The organism is Carnobacterium sp., from assembly GCF_049673005.1.
In the GTDB taxonomy this organism is placed as follows: Bacteria; Bacillota; Bacilli; order Lactobacillales; family Carnobacteriaceae; genus Carnobacterium_A.
The window spans coordinates 40,078-59,671 of sequence record NZ_JBATXB010000037.1 but is presented as its reverse complement, the minus strand read 5'-3'; the positions used below and the strand labels follow the sequence as shown (position 1 = coordinate 59,671).

Below are 19,594 nucleotides of genomic sequence, written 5' to 3'. Positions count from 1 at the left end.
TTCCGGCATACGTGGGTTCGATCCCCATCAGTCGCCTTTTTTTATTGGGCTATAGCCAAGCGGTAAGGCAAGGGACTTTGACTCCCTTATGCGTTGGTTCGAATCCAGCTAGCCCAGTTTTATTTTTTAAACAATCAAATATATATAATGATGGTGGTATAGCCAAGTGGTAAGGCAGAGGTCTGCAAAACCTCTATCACCGGTTCAAATCCGGTTACCGCCTTATTTTTTTTGATTGATTACCTATCTTGCCGACGTGGCGGAATTGGTAGACGCGCTGGACTCAAAATCCTGTGCCCGCGAGGGCGTGCCGGTTCGATTCCGGCCGTCGGTATAAAAAAAAGACACCAAACGTTTAATGACGTTATGGTGTCTTTTTTATACAAAATGTTTAAATCAACTTGTTTATTGATTGAGAGAGAGGGAAGGTGAGATAATCCTTTTAATATGACTGATTAACTTGTATTTCAATGATTAAGTACGTTATACTTATTTTTGAAAAAAGGATTAGAAAAAATGAAATGAGGTATTCAATTGACTAAAATAACAGATCAGTTCGAAAAAATATTAAAAGAAAAACAGATTCCTTTAGCTAAAAGAGAAATTGAAAATGGTCAAGTTTCTTATAATGGAAAGTTTCAGTTAACAAAAGACAAAGCCTTACCATTTGGGATTGTATTTGATAAAGAAGATGCTATTTCAGATTATCAAATTGTCTATCATCATTTAGCTTTCGTATCAAATTTCAGTAAAAAAGCAGCTGTTTTGGAGTTAATTAATGACTTAAACGAGTTACAATCAGGCTATTATCGTATTTGTTTGGGATCAGATGGTGAACTGTATATGAGATTATTGGGAAGAACAACAGAAAATGTTCAACCACTATATGAGATGCTTGTAACGGGTTCAACAATAGCAAAAGCTATTCTGCCGAAAATTGAATTAGTTCTTACTAATGAAACTGTAAAATAATTCAATTAGGATGAATTAAAAGGAGTAAAAAAATGACAACCTCGAAAAGTTTATTTCATGCTGAAATGGTTAATGAAAGTGGCGTTAATGGAGAAGCTTATGTAAAAAATGATGGGTTAAAAGTTAAGGTATCAAGTCCCACTTCAAAAGAGCCAGGAACCAACCCAGAAGAGTTGTTAGGGCTATCTTTAAGCACTTGTTTGAATGCTACTATTCAATCGGTTTTGAAGGCTAGAGGAAAGTCTCATAAGAGTAAAGTTGAAGTTCACGTAGATTTTATGAAAGAAACGTCAAAAATTGGTTTTTACTTTGATGTTATTGCTTTAGCACAAATAGACGGGTTAAATTTTGAAGAAGCTAAAAAACTTGTCGAAGTAGCGGAACAACTTTGTCCTGTTTCTAAATTATTAATGGGAAGTCATACCGTTGTTGTTAAAACAATTCAAACTTAATTCTTTACACTAGCAAAAAACCTGTTGCTCACATCGAACACTGTTGAGCAACAGGCTTTTTTTAACGGTAATTAGTAAATTGTAGGCCAATTGGTAAACTTGCTTCTCGTAAAAGAGCCATTACTTTTTGTAAATCATCTCTACTTTTACCAGTTACTCTAATTTGGTCATCTTGAATTTGCGTTTTAACTTTTATTTCAGCTTGTTTAATCAGTTGTGTGATTTTTTTTGCGTTTTCTTTATCAATTCCATTAACCAAGTCAGCTGTTTGTCTTACATTTCCTCCAAAAGCTTTCTCTATTTTTTCAAAATGAAGATTCTTTGAAGAAATATCTCTTTTAACAAGTTTATTGGTTAAAATATCTTTCACTTGCTCTAATTTAAATTCACTTTCTGAAACGATCACTAACTGTTCTTTTTCTAATTTAACTTCACTAATAGAACCTTTAAAATCAAAACGCGTATCAATTTCTTTTTTAGTCATTTGAATTGCGTTTTTAACTTCCTCTAAATTTGTTTCTGAAACAATATCAAAACTAGCATCTTTTGCCATTATTTTGCCTCCATTATTTTTTTGAAATTGGTTACAATAAGTATATTGTACCATATTTTCTGTTGAGGCTAAAGAAAGCACGTGATATAACTAAAGAAAATAATATATAGTACTATCGTTTTTTGAAACATGAATAAACAAACTAAAGAAAGTTCTCAGGAGGTACCACATTGAAACAATTAAAAACACCCATTTTTTGGAAAGAACAGGCTAAAAAAATATTTTTTGTTTTATTTGCATCTATTACAAATTCGTTTGCTTTGAATAATTTTCTTATTCCATCACAAATATATGCTCCTGGAGTAAATGGGATTTCTCAATTGCTCTCACATGTTTTTAAAAACGGATTTGAGATTACAATCGATACGGGGATATTTATTTTACTTATTAATATTCCTATTGCTTTGCTAGGTTGGTTTAAAATTGGAAAAGATTTTACTTTATATAGCTTTATGACTTCAGTCATGATTTCTTTCTTTACAATTATTTTACCTATTTCACCTTTAACAACTGATCCGATTATGAATTCTCTTTTTGGAGGAGTAATTGGTGGAGCTGGGATTGGGTTTGCATTAAAGTATGGTTTCTCAACTGGAGGGCTAGATATAATTTCAATGGTTTTAGCTAAAACTACCGGTCGATCAGTTGGAAGCTTATTATTAACCATAAACGGAATGATTGTTATTGCTGCTGGATTTATTAATGGTTGGCAATATGCTATGTATACCTTGCTGTCTATATATGTAATGACAAGGGTAGTAGATATGATTCATACTAGCCATCAAAAAGTGACGGCAATGATCGTTACAAATGATCCAGACGCATTAATAAAGGCAATTCATGCTAAATTGATTCGTGGCATTACCGTTATTCCCGCTAAAGGTGGATATACAGGTTTAGATCGCTCTGTTTTAATGATTGTTATCAGTAATTATGAAATGTATGACTTAGAACAAGCTGTAAAAGAAGCAGATACAGCGGCATTTGTTAACTTTATGGGAACAAATAAAGTGGTCGGAGAATTTTTAAGTCCTGATCAACAAAAAGCTAGAAGATCAAATCAATAATTACATCTGATTTAAACAAAAAAAGGCTGCTCATTATGAGTGGCCTTTTTTTTGTTCTTAAAGACTGAGGTGTTTTTCTAAATAAAGAGCTAATCCGTCATTATCATTTGTTTCTTCAGTCATATCATTCGCAATATCTTTAAGAGCTTGGATACCATTTTTCATTACTACGCCATTTCCTGCGTATTGAATCATTTCATAATCATTATCTTCATCGCCAAAAGCAATAACGTTTTGTTGTTTTATTCCATAAGCACTAGCGACACGTTCTACTCCTAGAGCTTTTTGAACGCCTGCAGAAACAATTTCTAGACAAGGAGAGCTACCGCCCCAAGTCCTTACTTCAACTAAATTACCGTAACGTTGAACAATTTTATTGATAATTTGCTCTTGATTTTCTTGTGCTGTAAACACACACACTGATGTAGGACTTTGTTTTAAATTAGCAGCAGATAATTTTAGTACGTCTTTTTGTCCATGTGGGAAAAAATCAGGATAAGGTAAAAAAGATTCATCTGTATAAACAGAGTCAAGTAATTCAGCCGCAATTAATTGAATATCGAAATCTTTTTTTAAATCGAGCATATCAATTGCAATATCACGACTAACTGTTTTATGGTATTGGTTTTCCCAATTTTTTTCATTAGGTAAATGACATAAAGCTCCATTAAAATTAATAATAGGTGTAATCATTTCTAATTGATCGTAATAATGTTTGCTATTACGGTAAGGTCTCCCTGTAGCAATTGAAATGATATGTCCAGCTTCCCTAGCTTTTTTAAAAACTTGCTTTGTTTTATCTGAAATTAAAGATAGTTTATTTAATGTTGTACCATCTAAATCAACAGCAATTAGTTTTTTATCCATTTTTTCCTCTTTCTTTTACGGGGTAAATTTTATTTTTATGTTAAACTTACTTTAACCTATATAGAGTAACTGTACCATAAATGTATAACTAACGAAAAGAGGGAAATGGATGATTACAATTAAATCAGTTAGTGTAGATGGATTACCACTGTTAGAAATTAATCCTAAAGGAAAAGAAATGGACTTATTGCCAACGGTTATATTTTTTCATGGGTGGACTAGCAATAAAGAAAGTTGTTTAGTCAATGGTTATGAGTTAGCGAAGAATGGATTTCGTGCATTATTACCGGATGCTTACCTACATGGTGAGCGAAAAGAAAAAGAATTATTGCCTGATGGGCTAGAATTTTGGAATGTAATCACCAGAAATTTAACTGAGTTGCCACTGATTAAAGATTATTACGTAAAGAAAGGACTTAGTGATATCAATCGTTTTGGTGTAACTGGCCTTTCTATGGGTGGGTTTACAACGTGTGCTGCTTTAACGCAATTTCCTTGGATAAAATCTGCAGTAGTCTTAATGGGAAGTCCAGATCCAATTAATTTTACAAAATGGTTGCTATCATCAAAATGGACAGAAGGTATACAAACTTCTATTAATGAAGAAGCCTTTAATGATTCTTTAGTAACATTATCGCCTATTTCTTTAGCTATGCACCCAGAAAAAATTTCTAATCGTTACGTTCATTTTTGGCATGGGACAAATGATGATCTAGTTCCTTATCAACCTACATTTGATTTTTATGAGAAAGTAAAAGAACGTTCTTTTGGATCAAATGTAAGTTTTTCCGTAAGTAAAGGTGTAGGCCATAAAGTTCCTCATGTTAAGTCTGTAGAAATGGCTGATTATTTTCTAGCTCATTTATAATAGCCATAAAAAAGATAGTTTTCAGTTTTACTTTTTGTATTAAACCAAGTAAACTAGTAGTAACAGTTGGAGGTGTTTTCTAAATGGAAATGGATAATAAGCTTTGGAAAGAAGATGAAGTACAAGAAATAAAAGAACGTATTATTGCGTCTTTGGAACAAGTAATTGATCCTGAACTTGGTATTGATATAGTTAATTTGGGTTTAGTGTATAACATCCATTTATATGAATCAGGTTTTTGTCAAATTGATTTAACCTTAACAACAATGGGATGCCCTCTGGTTGATGTAATCACAGATGATATTATTAAGGCTTTAAAAACTATACCAGAAGTAACTTCTTCTGAAGTAAAACTAGTTTGGTATCCTGCCTGGGATACTACTAAAATGAGTCGATATGCACGAATTGCATTAGGTATTCGCTAAAAGAGTTCTGACAGTTGTCAGAGCTTTTTTCATTTGGGAAATAACTATTCGGCTACTTTTTTTAAAAAAATAGAGAAAATCTTTGACCAATTTTAACCATTTGATTATAATTAAATTATAAGTAAATCAATAAATTTTAGTTAAGGAGGAATTAAAAATGGATAGCGAAAAAATGACTTCTACGATGCAAGAATCATTAGCAGAAGCACAAAATGTTGCAATGAATAGGCACCATCAAGAAATTGATATTGTCCATCTATGGAAAATATTTATGACCCCGACCAATTTTGCTCGCGGGTTTTATCAGAGCGTCGGTCTAGATGTAGATAAATTCGAGCAAGCTATTGATCAAGAATTAGATCGGATGCCTACAATAGAAGGTAGTTCTGTTAACTATGGTCAAGCGCTTAGTCAAAACTTATTTCATTTATTGAATGAAGGAGATCAATTACGCAAAGACTTTCAAGATGATTATTTAGCTACTGAAATAGTCATTTTGGCGTTAATGAAATTAAAAAATTACGTATTAACTAAGTATTTACTATCAAATGGTGTATCTGAAAAACAATTAAAAATGAGAATAGAAGAATTACGAGGGGGCGATCGTGTGACTTCAAAAAATCAAGAAGAGAGTTACCAAGCTCTTGAAAAATACGGAATTGATCTAGTGAAAGCAGTGAAAAGTGGGCAACAAGATCCGGTAATTGGGCGAGATGAAGAAATTAGAAACGTTATTCGTATTCTATCAAGAAAAACTAAAAACAACCCAATCTTAATAGGTGAACCGGGTGTTGGTAAAACCGCCATTATCGAAGGATTAGCTCAAAGAATTGTTCGAAAAGATGTTCCAGAGAATTTAAAAGATAAAACAATTTTTTCTTTAGATATGGGAGCTTTAATCGCAGGAGCGAAATACCGAGGTGAGTTCGAGGAGCGTTTGAAGGCTGTCTTAAAAGAAGTTAAAAAAAGTGAAGGGAAAATCATTCTCTTTATTGATGAAATTCATACTATTGTTGGTGCCGGTAAAACAGAAGGAAGCATGGATGCAGGAAATTTATTGAAACCTATGCTGGCTCGTGGTGAATTGCATTGTATTGGGGCAACGACACTAAACGAATACCAATTGTATATGGAAAAAGATAAAGCTCTTGAAAGACGATTCCAAAGAGTCATGGTCGAAGAGCCTAATGTAGAAGATACGATTAGTATTCTTCGTGGGTTAAAAGAACGCTTTGAAATCCATCACAGTGTAAATATTCATGACAATGCTTTAGTAGCTGCAGCCAATCTTTCAAATCGCTACATTACCGATCGTTTCATGCCGGATAAGGCAATTGATTTGGTTGATGAGGCATGTGCAACAATAAGAGTTGAAATGAACTCTATGCCGACTGAATTGGACCAAGTAACACGGCGTTTAATGCAGTTAGAAATTGAAGAAGCTGCACTAAAAAAAGAAAAAGATGAGGCAAGTAAGCGTAGACTAGACATTTTACGCGAAGAATTAGCTAACCTACGTGAAGAAGCTAACACATTGAAAATGAAATGGGAAACAGAAAAAGAAGAGGTTGCTAAATTACGTGATAAGCGTTCAGAAATAGAACAAGCCCGTCGTGAGCTAGAAGATGCTGAAAGCAACTATGATTTAGAGCGAGCAGCTATTTTACGCCATGGACAAATTCCAACTTTAGAAAAAGAACTAAAAGAATTAGAAGCTGAAAATTTAAAAGAACAAGAAGATAAACAACGTTTAGTTCAAGAGTCCGTAACAGAAAATGAAATTGCAGTCGTCGTAGGGCGAATGACTGGAATTCCTGTGACTCGGTTAGTAAAAGGCGAAAGAGAAAAACTACTTCATCTAGCAGATACGTTGCATGAGCGAGTTATTGGACAAGATGAAGCGGTAGAAAGTGTAACTGATGCGGTGATTCGTGCTAGAGCTGGTTTACAAGACCCTAATCGTCCAATTGGTTCTTTCCTATTCCTTGGTCCTACTGGAGTAGGTAAAACAGAGTTAGCAAAAGCTCTCGCTGAAAATTTATTTGATTCTCAAGAACGGATGGTACGCATCGATATGAGTGAGTACATGGAAAAACACTCTGTTTCTCGTCTAGTTGGGGCTCCTCCAGGATACGTTGGGTATGAAGAAGGTGGCCAACTAACGGAAGCCGTTAGACGTCACCCTTATAGTATAGTATTGCTTGATGAAATTGAAAAAGCCCATCCAGATGTTTTTAATGTTTTATTACAAGTTTTAGATGACGGTCGTTTAACAGACGGAAAAGGAAGGTTAGTTGACTTTAAAAATACTGTTTTAATTATGACAAGTAATATCGGTTCTACTATCTTATTAGATGGAACGGATGAAAATGGACAAATTAATGAAGCAGCAAAAGAAGAAGTCCTTACTTTATTAAATGCCCATTTTAAACCAGAGTTTTTAAATCGTATTGATGATACCGTACTATTTGCACCATTAAGTATTGAAATCGTGAAGCAAATAGTGCTCAAGCTGACAGATGATTTAGCTAAGCGTTTGGTCGAGCAAGAAATTGAGCTATCGATCTCAAAAGAAGCTCAGACATGGATCGCTAAAAATGCTTATGATCCAACGTATGGTGCAAGACCATTGAAACGCTATTTAACAAGAAGTGTGGAGACTCCTCTTGCCAAAGAGATTATTGAAGGCAAGATTCTGCCTAAGTCAAAAGTAACGATTACACTGAAAGACGATAAACTAGCTTTTGAAACAGTTGAATTAACGGATTAACTAGCTACTTATCGAGTAAACAAGTAGCTATAAAGTAGCGAAATAAAAACGCCTCACAGCACTAATAGGCTGTGAGGCGTTTTTATTTATAATGGATGCTCTGCTTAGTTTACTTGGTTTCGCCAGCATGAATTGTTTTTGGAATAACTTCTCCAATTAGTAAAATAATAACTGCAGAAACAATACCAATCAAAGTAGCTGTTACAAAATCATATGAACCGCCAGTTAAAGAGCTGCCAATATAGTTAATTGCTTGGCCGATACAAAATCCCCAAAATAACGTCACGATAATTTTCATAATACAACACCTCTCTTTTACAAGTTAATTTTATCACGTTTAGACAGATTGTAAAGAGAACTATGGAAAAACTACTTTTAACGATTTGCGCATCCCTATAAATTAAGGGTATAATACATAAGATGAAATGAGAATGGAGTGGCTAAGATGTCCTTTGTACATTTGCAAGTTATCAGTGCTTATAGTTTGTTACAGAGTACGTTATCGATTGAAAAACTGGTTGTTTCTGCAAAAGAACGTGGATACAAAGCAATCGCTTTAACAGACCATAATGTTATGTATGGCGCTATTGATTTTTATAAAACGTGTATCAAACACAGCATTAAACCAATTATAGGTGTAACGCTGGATATTGAAGGGGTTACCAATACTCAACAAGATTATCCTCTAATTTTGTTAGCTCAAAATAAAAAAGGTTATGACAATCTTATGAAATTATCGAGTAAAAAGATGTTGATGGATCAAAATGAACGCATGAAACTTGAAGATGTAAAAAAATATAGTAATGGATTGCTAGCTATCACACCAGGGAAAGATAGTGAATTTGAATCACTATTAGTTAATGATGAAATAGATTTAGCCCTCTTAACACTAAGAGCTCAGCAAGAGGCATTTTCCAGTGAAAACTATTTTATTGGACTGCAATTACACAATGAAATAAAAGATGTTCAGTCTAAACTAAGAGAGATACAAAATCAAGTATCGATAAAAACGGTCGTGTTAGGAGATTTGCGTTACCTAGATCCTTCAGATGATTTTAGTAATAAAGTTTTGAAAGCAATCGGTTCAGGAGAAAAAATTTCCTTATCTGAAGTAGATACACTAAGTGGACAACACTCGTTACTTGAAAAAAATCAGCAAGTTGAAATTTTTAGATCCGCCGGGTTACAAAAATCAATAGAACAGACAGTTTTAGTTGCTGAAAGGATAAATATTGAAATTGAATTGGATCAACATTTACTTCCTCGATTCGAGTTGCCCAAACAAACAAGTACATCGAGTTATTTAAAACAACTTTGTTATGAAGGATTAAACCAAAGAAAACCAGACTATCCTAAAGTCTATCAAGAAAGACTAGATTATGAATTAACAATTATCCAAAAAATGGGTTTTGAAGATTATTTTTTGATTGTCTGGGATTTAATGGCTTATGCTCATAAAGTAAAAATTATTACTGGCGCAGGTCGTGGTTCTGCTGCGGGCTCGTTGGTTTCTTATGTACTGGCTATTACGGATGTTGATCCGATAGAATACAATCTGTTGTTTGAACGTTTTTTAAACGAAGAACGTTTTACAATGCCAGATATTGATTTAGATTTTCCGGATAACCGTCGAGAAGAAATGTTAGAGTATGTGAAAAATAAATATGGTCAAAATCATGTGGCTCAAATTGCAACTTTCGGAACGTTAGCTGCAAAAATGGCGTTACGTGATGTAGCTCGAGTATTTGAACTCAGTCAAACAGAGGCTTCACTATGGTCTAATACAATACCAAAAACACTTGGAATAACTTTAGAATTAGCTTATCAACAATCGAAATCATTAAGAGAACTTGTACAAAAAAATGAAAAAAATACGCTACTATTTAATACAGCTAAAAAAATTGAAGGGTTACCAAGACATGTATCCACTCATGCAGCAGGAGTCGTTATTAGCGATCATCCTCTAAGCGACTATCTTCCACTCCAAAAAGGTAGCAATTCAATTAATCTGACTCAATACCCGATGGGAAATGTAGAGGAAATTGGCTTATTAAAAATGGATTTTTTAGGGTTGAAAAACTTATCAATTATCGACAACACACTTAAGCTCATCAAGAAAGAAACAAATACCGATATTAATTTGTTAGATATTCCAATGGACGACCCTTTGACGCTTGAATTATTCACTAAAGCAGATACAGTTGGTATTTTTCAATTTGAATCAAATGGAATAAAAAATGTATTGCGCAAATTAGGTCCGACATCAATTGAAGATGTTGCTGCTGTGAATGCTTTGTATCGTCCAGGTCCAATGGAGCAAATTGATTTATTCATTAAACGAAAAAAAGGTGAGGCACCAATTATTTATCCTCATAAAAGTTTGGAATCGATTTTAAGCGTTACTTACGGTGTAATGGTTTACCAAGAGCAAGTCATGCAAGTGGCGTCTAAAATGGCAGGCTATACATTAGGGGAAGCGGATATTTTAAGACGAGCAATGGCAAAGAAAAAAAAATCATTAATAGATATTGAGCGGAACCATTTTATTAGTGGGGCAATGGAATTAGGCTATGAAAAAAAAATAGCTACAGAAGTATATAGTTATATTGAACAATTTGCTAACTACGGATTTAACCGATCACATGCAGTAGCTTATTCCTTTATCGCTTATCAGATGGCTTATTTAAAAGCACACTATCCACAAGCTTTTTTTGTTTCACTACTTAATTCTGCTTCAAATAATCCTACGAAATTGAAAGAGATTATACTAGAAATAAAAAAAAGAAAATTAACTATCCTACCACCGGATATAAATAAAAGCTTTTATGCCTTTTCTCTAAAAGATAGACAAATCCAGTTTGGCTTAGGATCAATAAAAAAAATAAGAAGAGATATGGTTATGGACATCATACGAATTAGAAAAGAAAGTGGTCCTTTTAAAGACCTAATTGATTTTTTAAGAAGAATTGAACCAAAGTGGTTGAAAGAAGAGTACATTAAGCCATTAATATATGTTGGAGCATTTGATGAACTGAGTCATTCGAGAGGGACGTTAATCTCATCACTGATGGGGATTTTATCTAGTTTAGAATTGGCTGGTAATAACATTGGATTATTCGATATATTGAAACCAAAATATACGCATTCATCTGATTTAAACTTAGAAGAAAAACTCGAATTAGAAGAGTTTTACTTGGGTATTTATCTATCTGGTCATCCAACAGAAAAGTATGAAAACGTAGCATTAATAAAAAAAACATCCTTTATACAAGAGTTACAAATTGGCCAACATGAAAAAATAATAGGTCTTGTAAAGGATGTTAAACGAATTAGAACAAAAAAAGGTGAAATTATGGCTTTCATTACATTAAACGACTCTTCAGGGGATTGTTCTTTAACTCTTTTTCCTATTAAATATAGACAATATGGAAAACTATTAGAAAAAGGACAGATAATCTATGTAGAAGGAAAAGTTGAAAGTAGTCGTGACGAAATGAAACAAGTCATTGTTTCATCAGTAGAAGACATCAAAATTTTATCAGAGATAGCGAAAATAGAACGACTCTTTATTCGAATTCCTTCTAAAAAAAATGATAGTGAATCTTTGCAAAAGTTAAATGACCTATTAAAAAAACATCGTGGGACAATTCCGGTTATACTTTATTATGAAGAAACAAAGAAGAAACTTGTATTAAATGAATCTGAATGGATAGATGGATCACCTATTCTCAGATTAGCACTTGAAAAAGTAATGGGAACGGGGAATGTTGTTATGCAAGAAAAAGAACAAAATACAACTTTTTAAAGGTTTTTCGCATTTTAATAGGACAATTCAGGCTAAAAATGGTAGAATAATTTTGTGAGCTTAATAATTAAAAAAGTTTTTCATAAGCTTTCTTAATAAACGCTAGTAAAAATATAGTAATTAATGGTCGGATAGTTCTCCGAATATTAGTTGCTATACTAAATACACTGATAAGGTGGGTTAATAACATGAAACGTATCGCTGTTTTAACAAGTGGAGGAGACGCTCCAGGAATGAATGCGGCTGTTCGCGCAGTTGTTCGTAAGGGTCTCTACGAAGGAATGGAAGTTTATGGTATAAACTACGGTTACGCAGGTTTGGTTGCTGGAGATATCCGTAAATTAACAAGAAGAGATGTAGGAGATAAAATTTCTCGTGGAGGAACATTCTTATACTCAGCTCGTTATCCAGAATTTGCAACAGAAGAAGGACAATTAAAAGGTATCGAGCAATTAGAAAAATTCGGCATTGAAGGTTTAGTTGTTATTGGTGGAGATGGTTCTTATCGTGGAGGATTAGCCTTAACGAAACATGGTTTTCCTGCTATAGGGTTACCAGGAACAATTGATAATGATATTCCAGGTACTGATTTTTGTATTGGTTTTGATACAGCAATTAATACAGTTTTAGATTCTGTCGATAAAATTAGAGATACTGCAACTAGTCATGTGAGAACATTCATCGTAGAAGTTATGGGACGCAATGCAGGTGATATCGCTCTTTGGACTGGTATTGCAGGTGGAGCTGAACAAATTATTATTCCTGAAAAAGAATTTAACATGACAGATGTTGCTAATACGATTCAAAAAGGTCGCGAACGTGGTAAGAAGCATAGCATTATTATCCTTGCTGAGGGTGTAATGAGTGGCAATGATTTTGCTGAGAAATTAGCAGAATTTGGAGATCACCATGCTCGTGTTACGGTTCTAGGACACGTACAACGCGGAGGATCACCAACGGCTAGAGACCGTGTATTAGCTAGTATTTTTGGTGCAAAAGCTGTTGACTTATTAAAAGAAGGCAAAGGCGGATTAGGTTTAGGAATGATTGGCAATGAAATTGCTGAAAATAAATTTGAAGATATTTTAAATGACCAAAAGCATATGCCAGACCTTTCATTATATACATTAAACCAAGAGATTTCATATTAACCAAAAAGACTTTTTCACAAAAAAATGATTATTGGGAGAGATTAAATTAATGAAAAAAACAAAAATAGTATGTACAATCGGACCAGCAAGTGAATCAGTAGAATTTTTAGTACAAATGATTGAAGCAGGTATGAATGTAGCTCGCTTGAACTTTTCACATGGAGATTTTGCAGAACATGGTGCACGAATCAAAAATATACGTGAAGCATCAAAAATCACTGGTAAAATGGTTGCAATTTTATTAGATACAAAAGGTCCAGAAATGCGTACACACAATATGAAAGATGGCCGTGTTGACTTTTCAACAGGAGATATTGTTCGTATCTCTATGGATGAAGTTGAAGGAACAAGAGAGAAGTTTTCTATCTCTTACCCAGAATTAATCGATGATGTTCATGTAGGAACGCATGTGTTATTGGATGATGGTTTAATCGACTTAGAAGTAACGGATATTGATTTTGAAAATAAAGAACTGATAACATTGGTTCACAATGCTGGAGTTTTGAAAAATAAAAAAGGTGTTAACGTTCCAGGGATTTCTGTTAATATGCCAGGAATTACTGATAAAGATGCAGCTGATATCCGTTTTGGTTTAGAAAACGATGTAGACTTTATTGCAGCTAGTTTTGTTCGTCGTCCAAGTGATGTTTTAGAAATCACAGCTATTTTAGAAGAGCAAAAAATGGAACATGTTCAAATTATTGCTAAAATTGAGAACCAAGAAGGCGTTGATAGAATTGACGAAATCTTGAAAGTTGCAGACGGTGTCATGGTTGCGCGTGGAGACTTAGGAGTAGAGATTCCTACTGAGGAAGTTCCTATCGTTCAAAAATCGTTAATCGCAAAATGTAATGCATTAGGGAAAGCTGTTATTACAGCAACTCAAATGCTAGATTCAATGCAAGATAACCCGCGTCCTACACGTGCAGAAGCGAATGACGTTGCAAATGCTATTTTTGATGGCAGTGATGCAGTTATGTTATCTGGTGAAACAGCAGCTGGTAAATACCCAATTGAAGCTGTTCAAACAATGGCTCGTATTGCTGTCCGTACTGAGGAAGCATTAGTAAACCAAGATGCGTTTGCATTAAAGGCTTACAGCGAATCAGACATGACAGAAGCAATTGGACAATCAGTAGGTCACACTGCTCGTAACTTAGGAATTCAAACAATTGTTGCGGCAACAGAATCAGGTCACACAGCTCGTATGATTTCTAAATACCGTCCAAAAGCTAACATCGTAGCTGTTACATTTTCAGAACGTGTCATGCGTGGTTTAGCTCTTTCATGGGGAGTTCACCCAACGGTATCTTCTAAGCCAGCATCTACAGATGATATGTTCAATTTAGCAGCAACTATTGTTCGTGAAAACGGCTTTGCTTCAGATGGAGATTTGATTATCATCACAGCAGGTGTTCCAGTTGGAGAACGTGGTACAACTAACTTAATGAAGATTCAATTAATTGGTTCGAAATTAGTTACTGGACAAGGAATTGGTTCAGAATCTATTATTGGGAAAGCGGTAGTAGCTCTATCTGCAGCTGACGCAAACGAGAAAGCAGTAGAAGGCGGAATTTTAGTTGTTAAAACAACAGATAAAGATTACTTGCCAGCTATCCAAAAATCATCCGCTATTGTTGTTGAAAATGGTGGTTTGACTAGTCATGCAGCCGTTGTAGGAATTGCTATGGGGATTCCAGTAATTGTTGGAGCAGAAGATGCAACAACATTAATCCTTTCAGAGGAATTAATTACAGTTGATTCACGTCGCGGTATCGTTTATCGTGGAGCAACAACTGCGATTTAAAGAGTTTTTCTACTCAAAAAAATGATAACGTTGAGACTTTTGAAAAGGTGGCTGATCATCTTTTCAAAAGTCTCTTTGTATTTTAGTGCTAGATGACATAATGTAATTATGGTAAACTTGTATAGAAGATTTAAGGGGTTTTATTTGTTTGCTTAGAAACAAGTGTAAATAACATGATAATTAATGGAGGAAAAAATATGAATCAGTCATTAGGGAATATAATAACCGGGTTAGTTACGGATATAAACGAAAAAGCTTACTTTATTCAAAAAGATGGAGTAACGTATAAGTTAGTAAAAGATGAAACAACTAATTACGAGCTAGGAGATACTGTTGAAGGTTTTGCGTATGTTTCTTTAAATAAAGAGACTATCTTAACACAAAACATCCCAACAATTCGCATTGGTAAATTTGCATGGGCAACGGTTGTTGATACGCGTAAAGACTTAGGTGTGTTTATGGATGTTGGTTTACCAGATAAAGAGCTTGTTGTATCGTTAGATGAATTACCTGTGTTAAAACATCTTTGGCCAAAAAAAGGTGATCAATTAATGATTACAATAAAAGTTGATGAGAAAGATCGCATGTGGGGAACGCTAGTGCCTGAAACGGTTTTTGAATCACTTTCTACAAAGGCTACTGCAGAATTGAATAACCAAAATATTACTGCTACAGCTTATAGATTAAAGATGATTGGTACGTTTGTCTTCACTTCAGACAATCATTTAGGTTTTATTCATCCATCTGAAAGAAAAGATGAACCTCGTATGGGTGAAGTGGTGTCCGGGCGAGTTATTGGTGTTAGACCAGATGGTGTCCTAAACATTTCATTAATGCCTCGTGCGCATGAAGCCATAGGTGATGATGCTGGAATGTTATTGGCTATCTTAGAACGCACGGCAGAAGGTAGTTTTCCTTATACAGATAAGAGTGATGCTAATGAAATCAGAGAACGTTTTGGGATTAGTAAATCTCAATTTAAGCGGGCTTTAGGCAATTTAATGAAACAAAGAATGATCATTCAAGAAGATGGAGAAACAAAGTTGGTCCAACAATCTGTAGAAGCAGATAGTGAACCCGCAGTAGAACCAGTGAATGATGAAACGAAAATAGTAGAATAGAAAAAATTTGTTGAATTAGATGAGGGATTATTAATGAAAACAACTGATTCCATGTTGACAAAAATCACTGAAAAGCTGCATCATTCAGGTTTTAAACTCACTCCGCAAAGAGAAGCGACAATAAAAATTGTTCTTGAAAAAGAAACCGAACACATGAGTGCGGAAGAAATTTATTTAGCTGTTAAAAGAAAAAACTCGGATATAGGCTTAGCAACTGTATATAGAACTCTAGAAATATTAACCGACATTGAAGTAGTCAACAAAATTAGTTTTGATGATGGATTAGCACGGTACGATTTAAAAAAAGAAGGCGATAAGCATTTTCATCATCATCTTTTATGTTTGAAATGTGGTGGAATTGAAGAAATAGCTGAAGATTTATTGGAATTAGTTGAACAAGATGTAGAAAAACGATTCGATTTTCAAATCAAAGATCATCGTTTAACTTTTCATGGAATATGTAAACATTGTCAATAAATCTAACAAGTAAAAAAAGAGCAGATCACTTCATGTGTTTCGTGCTCTTTTTTTCAATTGGATTAAGGAGAGAAAAAATGGAAGAAGATTTAGCTGGGTATATTCGTTTTTTAACGATTGAACGCGGACTTTCAAAAAATACAATTGAAAGTTATTTACGCGATTTAAAAAAATATTTACTTTTTTTAAAGGAAAATCATTTGATGACTTGGGACAGTATTGATCGCTATGCGGTATTATCTTTTTTACAACAGTTAAAAGAAGAAAAAAAAGCAGCCGGATCAATTATAAGGATGGTCTCAAGTTTAAGACAATTTCATCAGTTTTTAAGACAAGAAAAGTTAGCAACAGTCGATCCAATGGCACATATTGATACACCTAAAAAAGCTCAAACTCTGCCAAAAATATTATCGACAAAAGAAGTAGAAATCTTAATTGAAACTCCGGATACAAGTCAAACACTAGGGATTAGAGACCGTACAATCCTTGAGGTTATGTATGCAACTGGCTTAAGAGTATCAGAGTTAACTGAGTTAAAACTGGATGATCTTCATCTTTCGCTAGGCTTAATTCAAACGATTGGTAAAGGTGAAAAAGAACGTATCCTTCCATTAGGAGACTTAGCAATTAAATGGATAGAGACTTATTTGAATCATAGCCGTAATAGACTAGAACGATCAGATTGCCGCTCTGATTTTGTCTTCTTGAATCACCACGGTCGTAAATTGACAAGGCAAGGTATTTGGAAGAACTTAAATATTCTTGTGAAAAAAGCAGGAATAAAAAAAGAAGTAACACCTCATACTCTAAGGCATTCTTTTGCTACTCATTTGTTAGAAAATGGAGCAGATCTAAGAACTGTTCAGGAATTATTAGGTCATTCAGATATTTCAACGACCCAAATTTATACTCACATCAGTACACATCGTATGTCTTCGGTCTACAAAACCTATCACCCACGAGCGTAACCGTTTTATATTTTATCTTTTCTCTCGCAATATACTGTGTTATTCATTATAATGAATAGTGTAAATGATGAAAATGAGGAGGCTATAAGAATATGTCTTATAAAAGAGTGCATTTAATCGTGATGGATTCAGTTGGAATTGGTGAAGCTCCAGATGCTGAACAGTTTGATGATGTTGGTAGCGATACATTAGGTCATATAGCTCAAGAAGCAGGTTTAAATATCCCTCATTTAGAAGAGTTAGGATTAGGGAATATTCGTCCATTGAAAGGTGTACGACATGTGCAAGATAATGTTGGCTATTACACTAAACTAGAAGAGGTATCTGTTGGTAAAGACACCATGACAGGTCATTGGGAAATAATGGGATTAAACATTCAAACTCCTTTTAGAGTATTTCCAGATGGGTTTCCAGAAGAATTACTAAAAAGAATAGAAGATTTTTCAGGTCGTGAAATTGTTGCGAACAAGCCAGCTAGCGGTACTGAGATTCTGGATGAATATGGTGAGCATCAAATGAAAACAGGGGATTTAATTATCTATACGTCTGCGGATCCTGTATTGCAAATTGCTGCTCATGAAGAGATCATTCCATTGGAAGAATTATATAAAATTTGTCAGTATGTAAGAGACATTACAAAAGATGATCCTTATATGATCGGTCGAATCATTGCTCGTCCGTTTGTCGGAACTCCTGGTAACTTTACTAGAACGAGCGGTCGTCATGATTATGCATTAAATCCATTTGGAGAAACGGTTTTGAACCATTTAAGTGAAGCTGGAAAAGACGTTATCGCAATAGGGAAAATAAATGATATTTATAACGGAGAAGGGATCACAGAGGCTGTCCGTACAATTAGCAATATGGATGGTGTTGATCAATTATTAAGAGTGATGACTCAAGATTTTGAAGGATTAAGCTTTTTAAATCTTGTTGATTTTGATGCATTATTTGGTCATCGCAGGGATGTAGTTGGTTATGCAAAAGCTATTGAAGAATTTGATGCTCGCTTAGAAGAAATAGTAGGACAGTTAAGAGAAGATGATTTGTTATTAATTACTGCTGATCACGGAAATGACCCAACTGCTCCAGGTACTGATCACACACGTGAGTATGTTCCTCTATTAGCGTATTCTCCATCTATGAAAAAATTTGGAGAAATGCCACAAGGTCATTTTTCAGATATTGGTGCAACAATTTCTGATAATTTCAAGACAAAAGATACTGGATTTGGTAAAAGTTTCTTGAAGTATTTAGTATAAAAAATAAAAATTGCAATAAGAAGGAGACCATTCATGACTTCCACGTTACAAGAGAAAATTAAAAGTGCAGCAAACTATATTATTAACAAAGGTGTCACAAAACTTGATGTTGGATTAATTTTAGGTTCAGGATTAGGTGACCTTGCTGATGAGATTGAGAACCCAGTGGTAATAGCTTATAATGAAATTCCACATTTTCCAGTATCAACAGTTGTAGGCCATGCCGGTCAATTAGTTTATGGTGAATTAGGTGGGAAATTTGTATTAGCTATGCAAGGCCGCTTTCACTATTATGAAGGGTATAGCTTAGAAGAAGTGACTTTTCCAGTTAGAGTAATGAAAGCTTTGGGCGTTCATTCTTTGATAGTTACCAATGCAGCGGGTGGAGTAAATACAACTTTCTCACAAGGGGAATTGATGATGATTACTGATCAAATTAATTACACTGGTGTAAATCCGCTGATGGGTCCTAACGATGAAGCATTAGGCGTACGTTTCACAGATATGAGTGAACCCTATGATAAAGATTATCAAAAAGTTGTGAAGAAAGTAGCATCTGATATGAATTTAGATTTAAAAGAAGGTGTTTATATGGGCTTCTCCGGACCGACTTATGAAACGCCTGCTGAAATCAAAATGGCTCGCTTGCTAGGAGCGGATGCTGTTGGTATGTCTACTGTTCCTGAAATTATCGTAGCTAAACACGCATCACTAAAAACAATTGGAATTTCTTGTATCACGAATCTTGCTGCAGGTATGCAAGAATCTCTAAATCATGAAGAAGTTGTAGAAACAACGCAACGCGTTAAAAAAACATTTAAGTTATTTGTAAAAAATATTTTAGAAGCTATTTAATGTCTGAGAGAAACGTCTGCTTACTTGAACTTAAACAAGTAAGCAAACGTTTTTTAATAGTGTTAATTATAAAATGACATTTCCCAAATAATCGAAAAATAGGGTAATTAATTTTTTAAAACTAATACAATGTATTAGACTAAATTATTAGAAAAAATAATCAGTTAAATTAAA

At 34.2% G+C, this 19,594-nt stretch carries 17 protein-coding genes and 3 tRNA genes; 17 read left to right on the top strand and 3 right to left on the bottom strand.

What is annotated here, in order from left to right; all coding sequences use genetic code 11:
* The first annotated feature begins 45 nt into the window (after positions 1 to 45).
* From WBF61_RS03850 to WBF61_RS03830, 5 genes are all read left to right on the top strand, one after another.
* A tRNA-Gln gene (locus WBF61_RS03850) sits at positions 46 to 117 on the top strand.
* A 35-nt stretch (positions 118 to 152) separates the two neighbouring features.
* Positions 153 to 223, top strand: a tRNA-Cys gene (locus tag WBF61_RS03845).
* A 27-nt stretch (positions 224 to 250) separates the two neighbouring features.
* Positions 251 to 334 (top strand) — tRNA-Leu (locus WBF61_RS03840).
* A 200-nt stretch (positions 335 to 534) separates the two neighbouring features.
* Positions 535 to 972, top strand: coding sequence for a hypothetical protein (locus WBF61_RS03835; RefSeq protein WP_424254065.1), 438 nt, complete (start codon positions 535 to 537; stop codon positions 970 to 972).
* Between the two features lie 32 nt (positions 973 to 1,004).
* Positions 1,005 to 1,424 (top strand): OsmC family protein, encoded by a 420-nt coding sequence (locus tag WBF61_RS03830; RefSeq protein ID WP_424254063.1) that lies wholly within the window; start codon positions 1,005 to 1,007, stop codon positions 1,422 to 1,424.
* Positions 1,425 to 1,485: 61 nt separating this feature from the next.
* Here WBF61_RS03830 and WBF61_RS03825 read toward each other — a convergent pair whose 3' ends face one another.
* A complete protein-coding gene (locus WBF61_RS03825) occupies positions 1,486 to 1,977 on the bottom strand; it encodes a YajQ family cyclic di-GMP-binding protein (RefSeq protein ID WP_424254061.1) in 492 nt (163 codons plus the stop codon).
* 170 nt (positions 1,978 to 2,147) lie between these two features.
* Between WBF61_RS03825 and WBF61_RS03820 the strand changes: the two genes are divergently transcribed.
* On the top strand, positions 2,148 to 3,044 hold the full coding sequence (locus WBF61_RS03820) for a YitT family protein (RefSeq protein WP_424254059.1): 897 nt from the start codon (positions 2,148 to 2,150) through the stop codon (positions 3,042 to 3,044).
* A gap of 57 nt (positions 3,045 to 3,101) precedes the next feature.
* Here the strand turns inward: WBF61_RS03820 and WBF61_RS03815 are convergent, their stop codons facing one another.
* Positions 3,102 to 3,911, bottom strand: a complete 810-nt coding sequence (locus WBF61_RS03815; RefSeq protein ID WP_424254058.1) for a Cof-type HAD-IIB family hydrolase — start codon at positions 3,909 to 3,911, stop codon at positions 3,102 to 3,104.
* A gap of 109 nt (positions 3,912 to 4,020) precedes the next feature.
* Between WBF61_RS03815 and WBF61_RS03810 the strand changes: the two genes are divergently transcribed.
* From WBF61_RS03810 to clpB, 3 genes are all read left to right on the top strand, one after another.
* A complete protein-coding gene (locus tag WBF61_RS03810) occupies positions 4,021 to 4,779 on the top strand; it encodes an alpha/beta fold hydrolase (RefSeq protein ID WP_424254056.1) in 759 nt (252 codons plus the stop codon).
* 83 nt (positions 4,780 to 4,862) lie between these two features.
* Complete coding sequence (locus WBF61_RS03805; RefSeq protein WP_424254054.1) at positions 4,863 to 5,204, top strand: metal-sulfur cluster assembly factor; 342 nt, start codon at positions 4,863 to 4,865, stop codon at positions 5,202 to 5,204.
* A gap of 157 nt (positions 5,205 to 5,361) precedes the next feature.
* A complete protein-coding gene (gene clpB, locus WBF61_RS03800; RefSeq protein ID WP_424254053.1) occupies positions 5,362 to 7,974 on the top strand; it encodes an ATP-dependent chaperone ClpB in 2,613 nt (870 codons plus the stop codon).
* Between the two features lie 109 nt (positions 7,975 to 8,083).
* Here clpB and WBF61_RS03795 read toward each other — a convergent pair whose 3' ends face one another.
* Positions 8,084 to 8,272: a YjzD family protein gene (locus WBF61_RS03795; RefSeq protein ID WP_424254051.1), complete on the bottom strand. Its 189-nt coding sequence runs from the start codon at positions 8,270 to 8,272 to the stop codon at positions 8,084 to 8,086.
* Between the two features lie 147 nt (positions 8,273 to 8,419).
* On the opposite strand from WBF61_RS03795, the gene dnaE reads away from it, so the two are divergent.
* The 8 genes from dnaE to WBF61_RS03755 all read left to right on the top strand — a co-directional run bounded on the left by dnaE (position 8,420) and on the right by WBF61_RS03755 (position 19,420).
* Complete coding sequence (dnaE, locus tag WBF61_RS03790) at positions 8,420 to 11,779, top strand: DNA polymerase III subunit alpha (RefSeq protein ID WP_424254049.1); 3,360 nt, start codon at positions 8,420 to 8,422, stop codon at positions 11,777 to 11,779.
* 188 nt (positions 11,780 to 11,967) lie between these two features.
* Positions 11,968 to 12,930, top strand: coding sequence for a 6-phosphofructokinase (pfkA, locus tag WBF61_RS03785; RefSeq protein ID WP_424254047.1), 963 nt, complete (start codon positions 11,968 to 11,970; stop codon positions 12,928 to 12,930).
* A 49-nt stretch (positions 12,931 to 12,979) separates the two neighbouring features.
* Positions 12,980 to 14,737, top strand: coding sequence for a pyruvate kinase (gene pyk, locus WBF61_RS03780; RefSeq protein WP_424254045.1), 1,758 nt, complete (start codon positions 12,980 to 12,982; stop codon positions 14,735 to 14,737).
* A gap of 197 nt (positions 14,738 to 14,934) precedes the next feature.
* Positions 14,935 to 15,858, top strand: coding sequence for a CvfB family protein (locus WBF61_RS03775; RefSeq protein WP_424254044.1), 924 nt, complete (start codon positions 14,935 to 14,937; stop codon positions 15,856 to 15,858).
* Positions 15,859 to 15,891: 33 nt separating this feature from the next.
* Positions 15,892 to 16,335, top strand: coding sequence for a Fur family transcriptional regulator (locus WBF61_RS03770; protein WP_424254042.1), 444 nt, complete (start codon positions 15,892 to 15,894; stop codon positions 16,333 to 16,335).
* A gap of 77 nt (positions 16,336 to 16,412) precedes the next feature.
* Entirely contained in the window at positions 16,413 to 17,303 is an 891-nt protein-coding gene (xerD, locus tag WBF61_RS03765) for a site-specific tyrosine recombinase XerD (protein WP_424254040.1), read from the top strand.
* 92 nt (positions 17,304 to 17,395) lie between these two features.
* Positions 17,396 to 18,565 carry a phosphopentomutase gene (gene deoB / locus WBF61_RS03760; protein ID WP_424254039.1) on the top strand — a complete coding sequence of 390 codons (1,170 nt, stop codon included), beginning with the start codon at positions 17,396 to 17,398 and terminating at the stop codon, positions 18,563 to 18,565.
* 33 nt (positions 18,566 to 18,598) lie between these two features.
* Positions 18,599 to 19,420: a purine-nucleoside phosphorylase gene (locus WBF61_RS03755; RefSeq protein ID WP_424254037.1), complete on the top strand. Its 822-nt coding sequence runs from the start codon at positions 18,599 to 18,601 to the stop codon at positions 19,418 to 19,420.
* Positions 19,421 to 19,594: the final 174 nt, after the last annotated feature.

Bases quoted from the DNA above. Each gene is read 5' to 3' on its own strand.
- WBF61_RS03755 (WP_424254037.1), top strand. From the start codon at position 18,599: ATGACTTCCACGTTACAAGAGAAAATTAAAAGTGCAGCAAACTATATT.
- deoB (WP_424254039.1), top strand. From the start codon at position 17,396: ATGTCTTATAAAAGAGTGCATTTAATCGTGATGGATTCAGTTGGAATT.
- pyk (WP_424254045.1), top strand. From the start codon at position 12,980: ATGAAAAAAACAAAAATAGTATGTACAATCGGACCAGCAAGTGAATCA.
- WBF61_RS03830 (WP_424254063.1), top strand. From the start codon at position 1,005: ATGACAACCTCGAAAAGTTTATTTCATGCTGAAATGGTTAATGAAAGT.
- WBF61_RS03815 (WP_424254058.1), bottom strand. From the start codon at position 3,911: ATGGATAAAAAACTAATTGCTGTTGATTTAGATGGTACAACATTAAAT.
- WBF61_RS03810 (WP_424254056.1), top strand. From the start codon at position 4,021: ATGATTACAATTAAATCAGTTAGTGTAGATGGATTACCACTGTTAGAA.
- WBF61_RS03825 (WP_424254061.1), bottom strand. From the start codon at position 1,977: ATGGCAAAAGATGCTAGTTTTGATATTGTTTCAGAAACAAATTTAGAG.
- clpB (WP_424254053.1), top strand. From the start codon at position 5,362: ATGGATAGCGAAAAAATGACTTCTACGATGCAAGAATCATTAGCAGAA.
- WBF61_RS03770 (WP_424254042.1), top strand. From the start codon at position 15,892: ATGAAAACAACTGATTCCATGTTGACAAAAATCACTGAAAAGCTGCAT.
- pfkA (WP_424254047.1), top strand. From the start codon at position 11,968: ATGAAACGTATCGCTGTTTTAACAAGTGGAGGAGACGCTCCAGGAATG.
- WBF61_RS03805 (WP_424254054.1), top strand. From the start codon at position 4,863: ATGGAAATGGATAATAAGCTTTGGAAAGAAGATGAAGTACAAGAAATA.
- WBF61_RS03775 (WP_424254044.1), top strand. From the start codon at position 14,935: ATGAATCAGTCATTAGGGAATATAATAACCGGGTTAGTTACGGATATA.
- xerD (WP_424254040.1), top strand. From the start codon at position 16,413: ATGGAAGAAGATTTAGCTGGGTATATTCGTTTTTTAACGATTGAACGC.
- dnaE (WP_424254049.1), top strand. From the start codon at position 8,420: ATGTCCTTTGTACATTTGCAAGTTATCAGTGCTTATAGTTTGTTACAG.
- WBF61_RS03795 (WP_424254051.1), bottom strand. From the start codon at position 8,272: ATGAAAATTATCGTGACGTTATTTTGGGGATTTTGTATCGGCCAAGCA.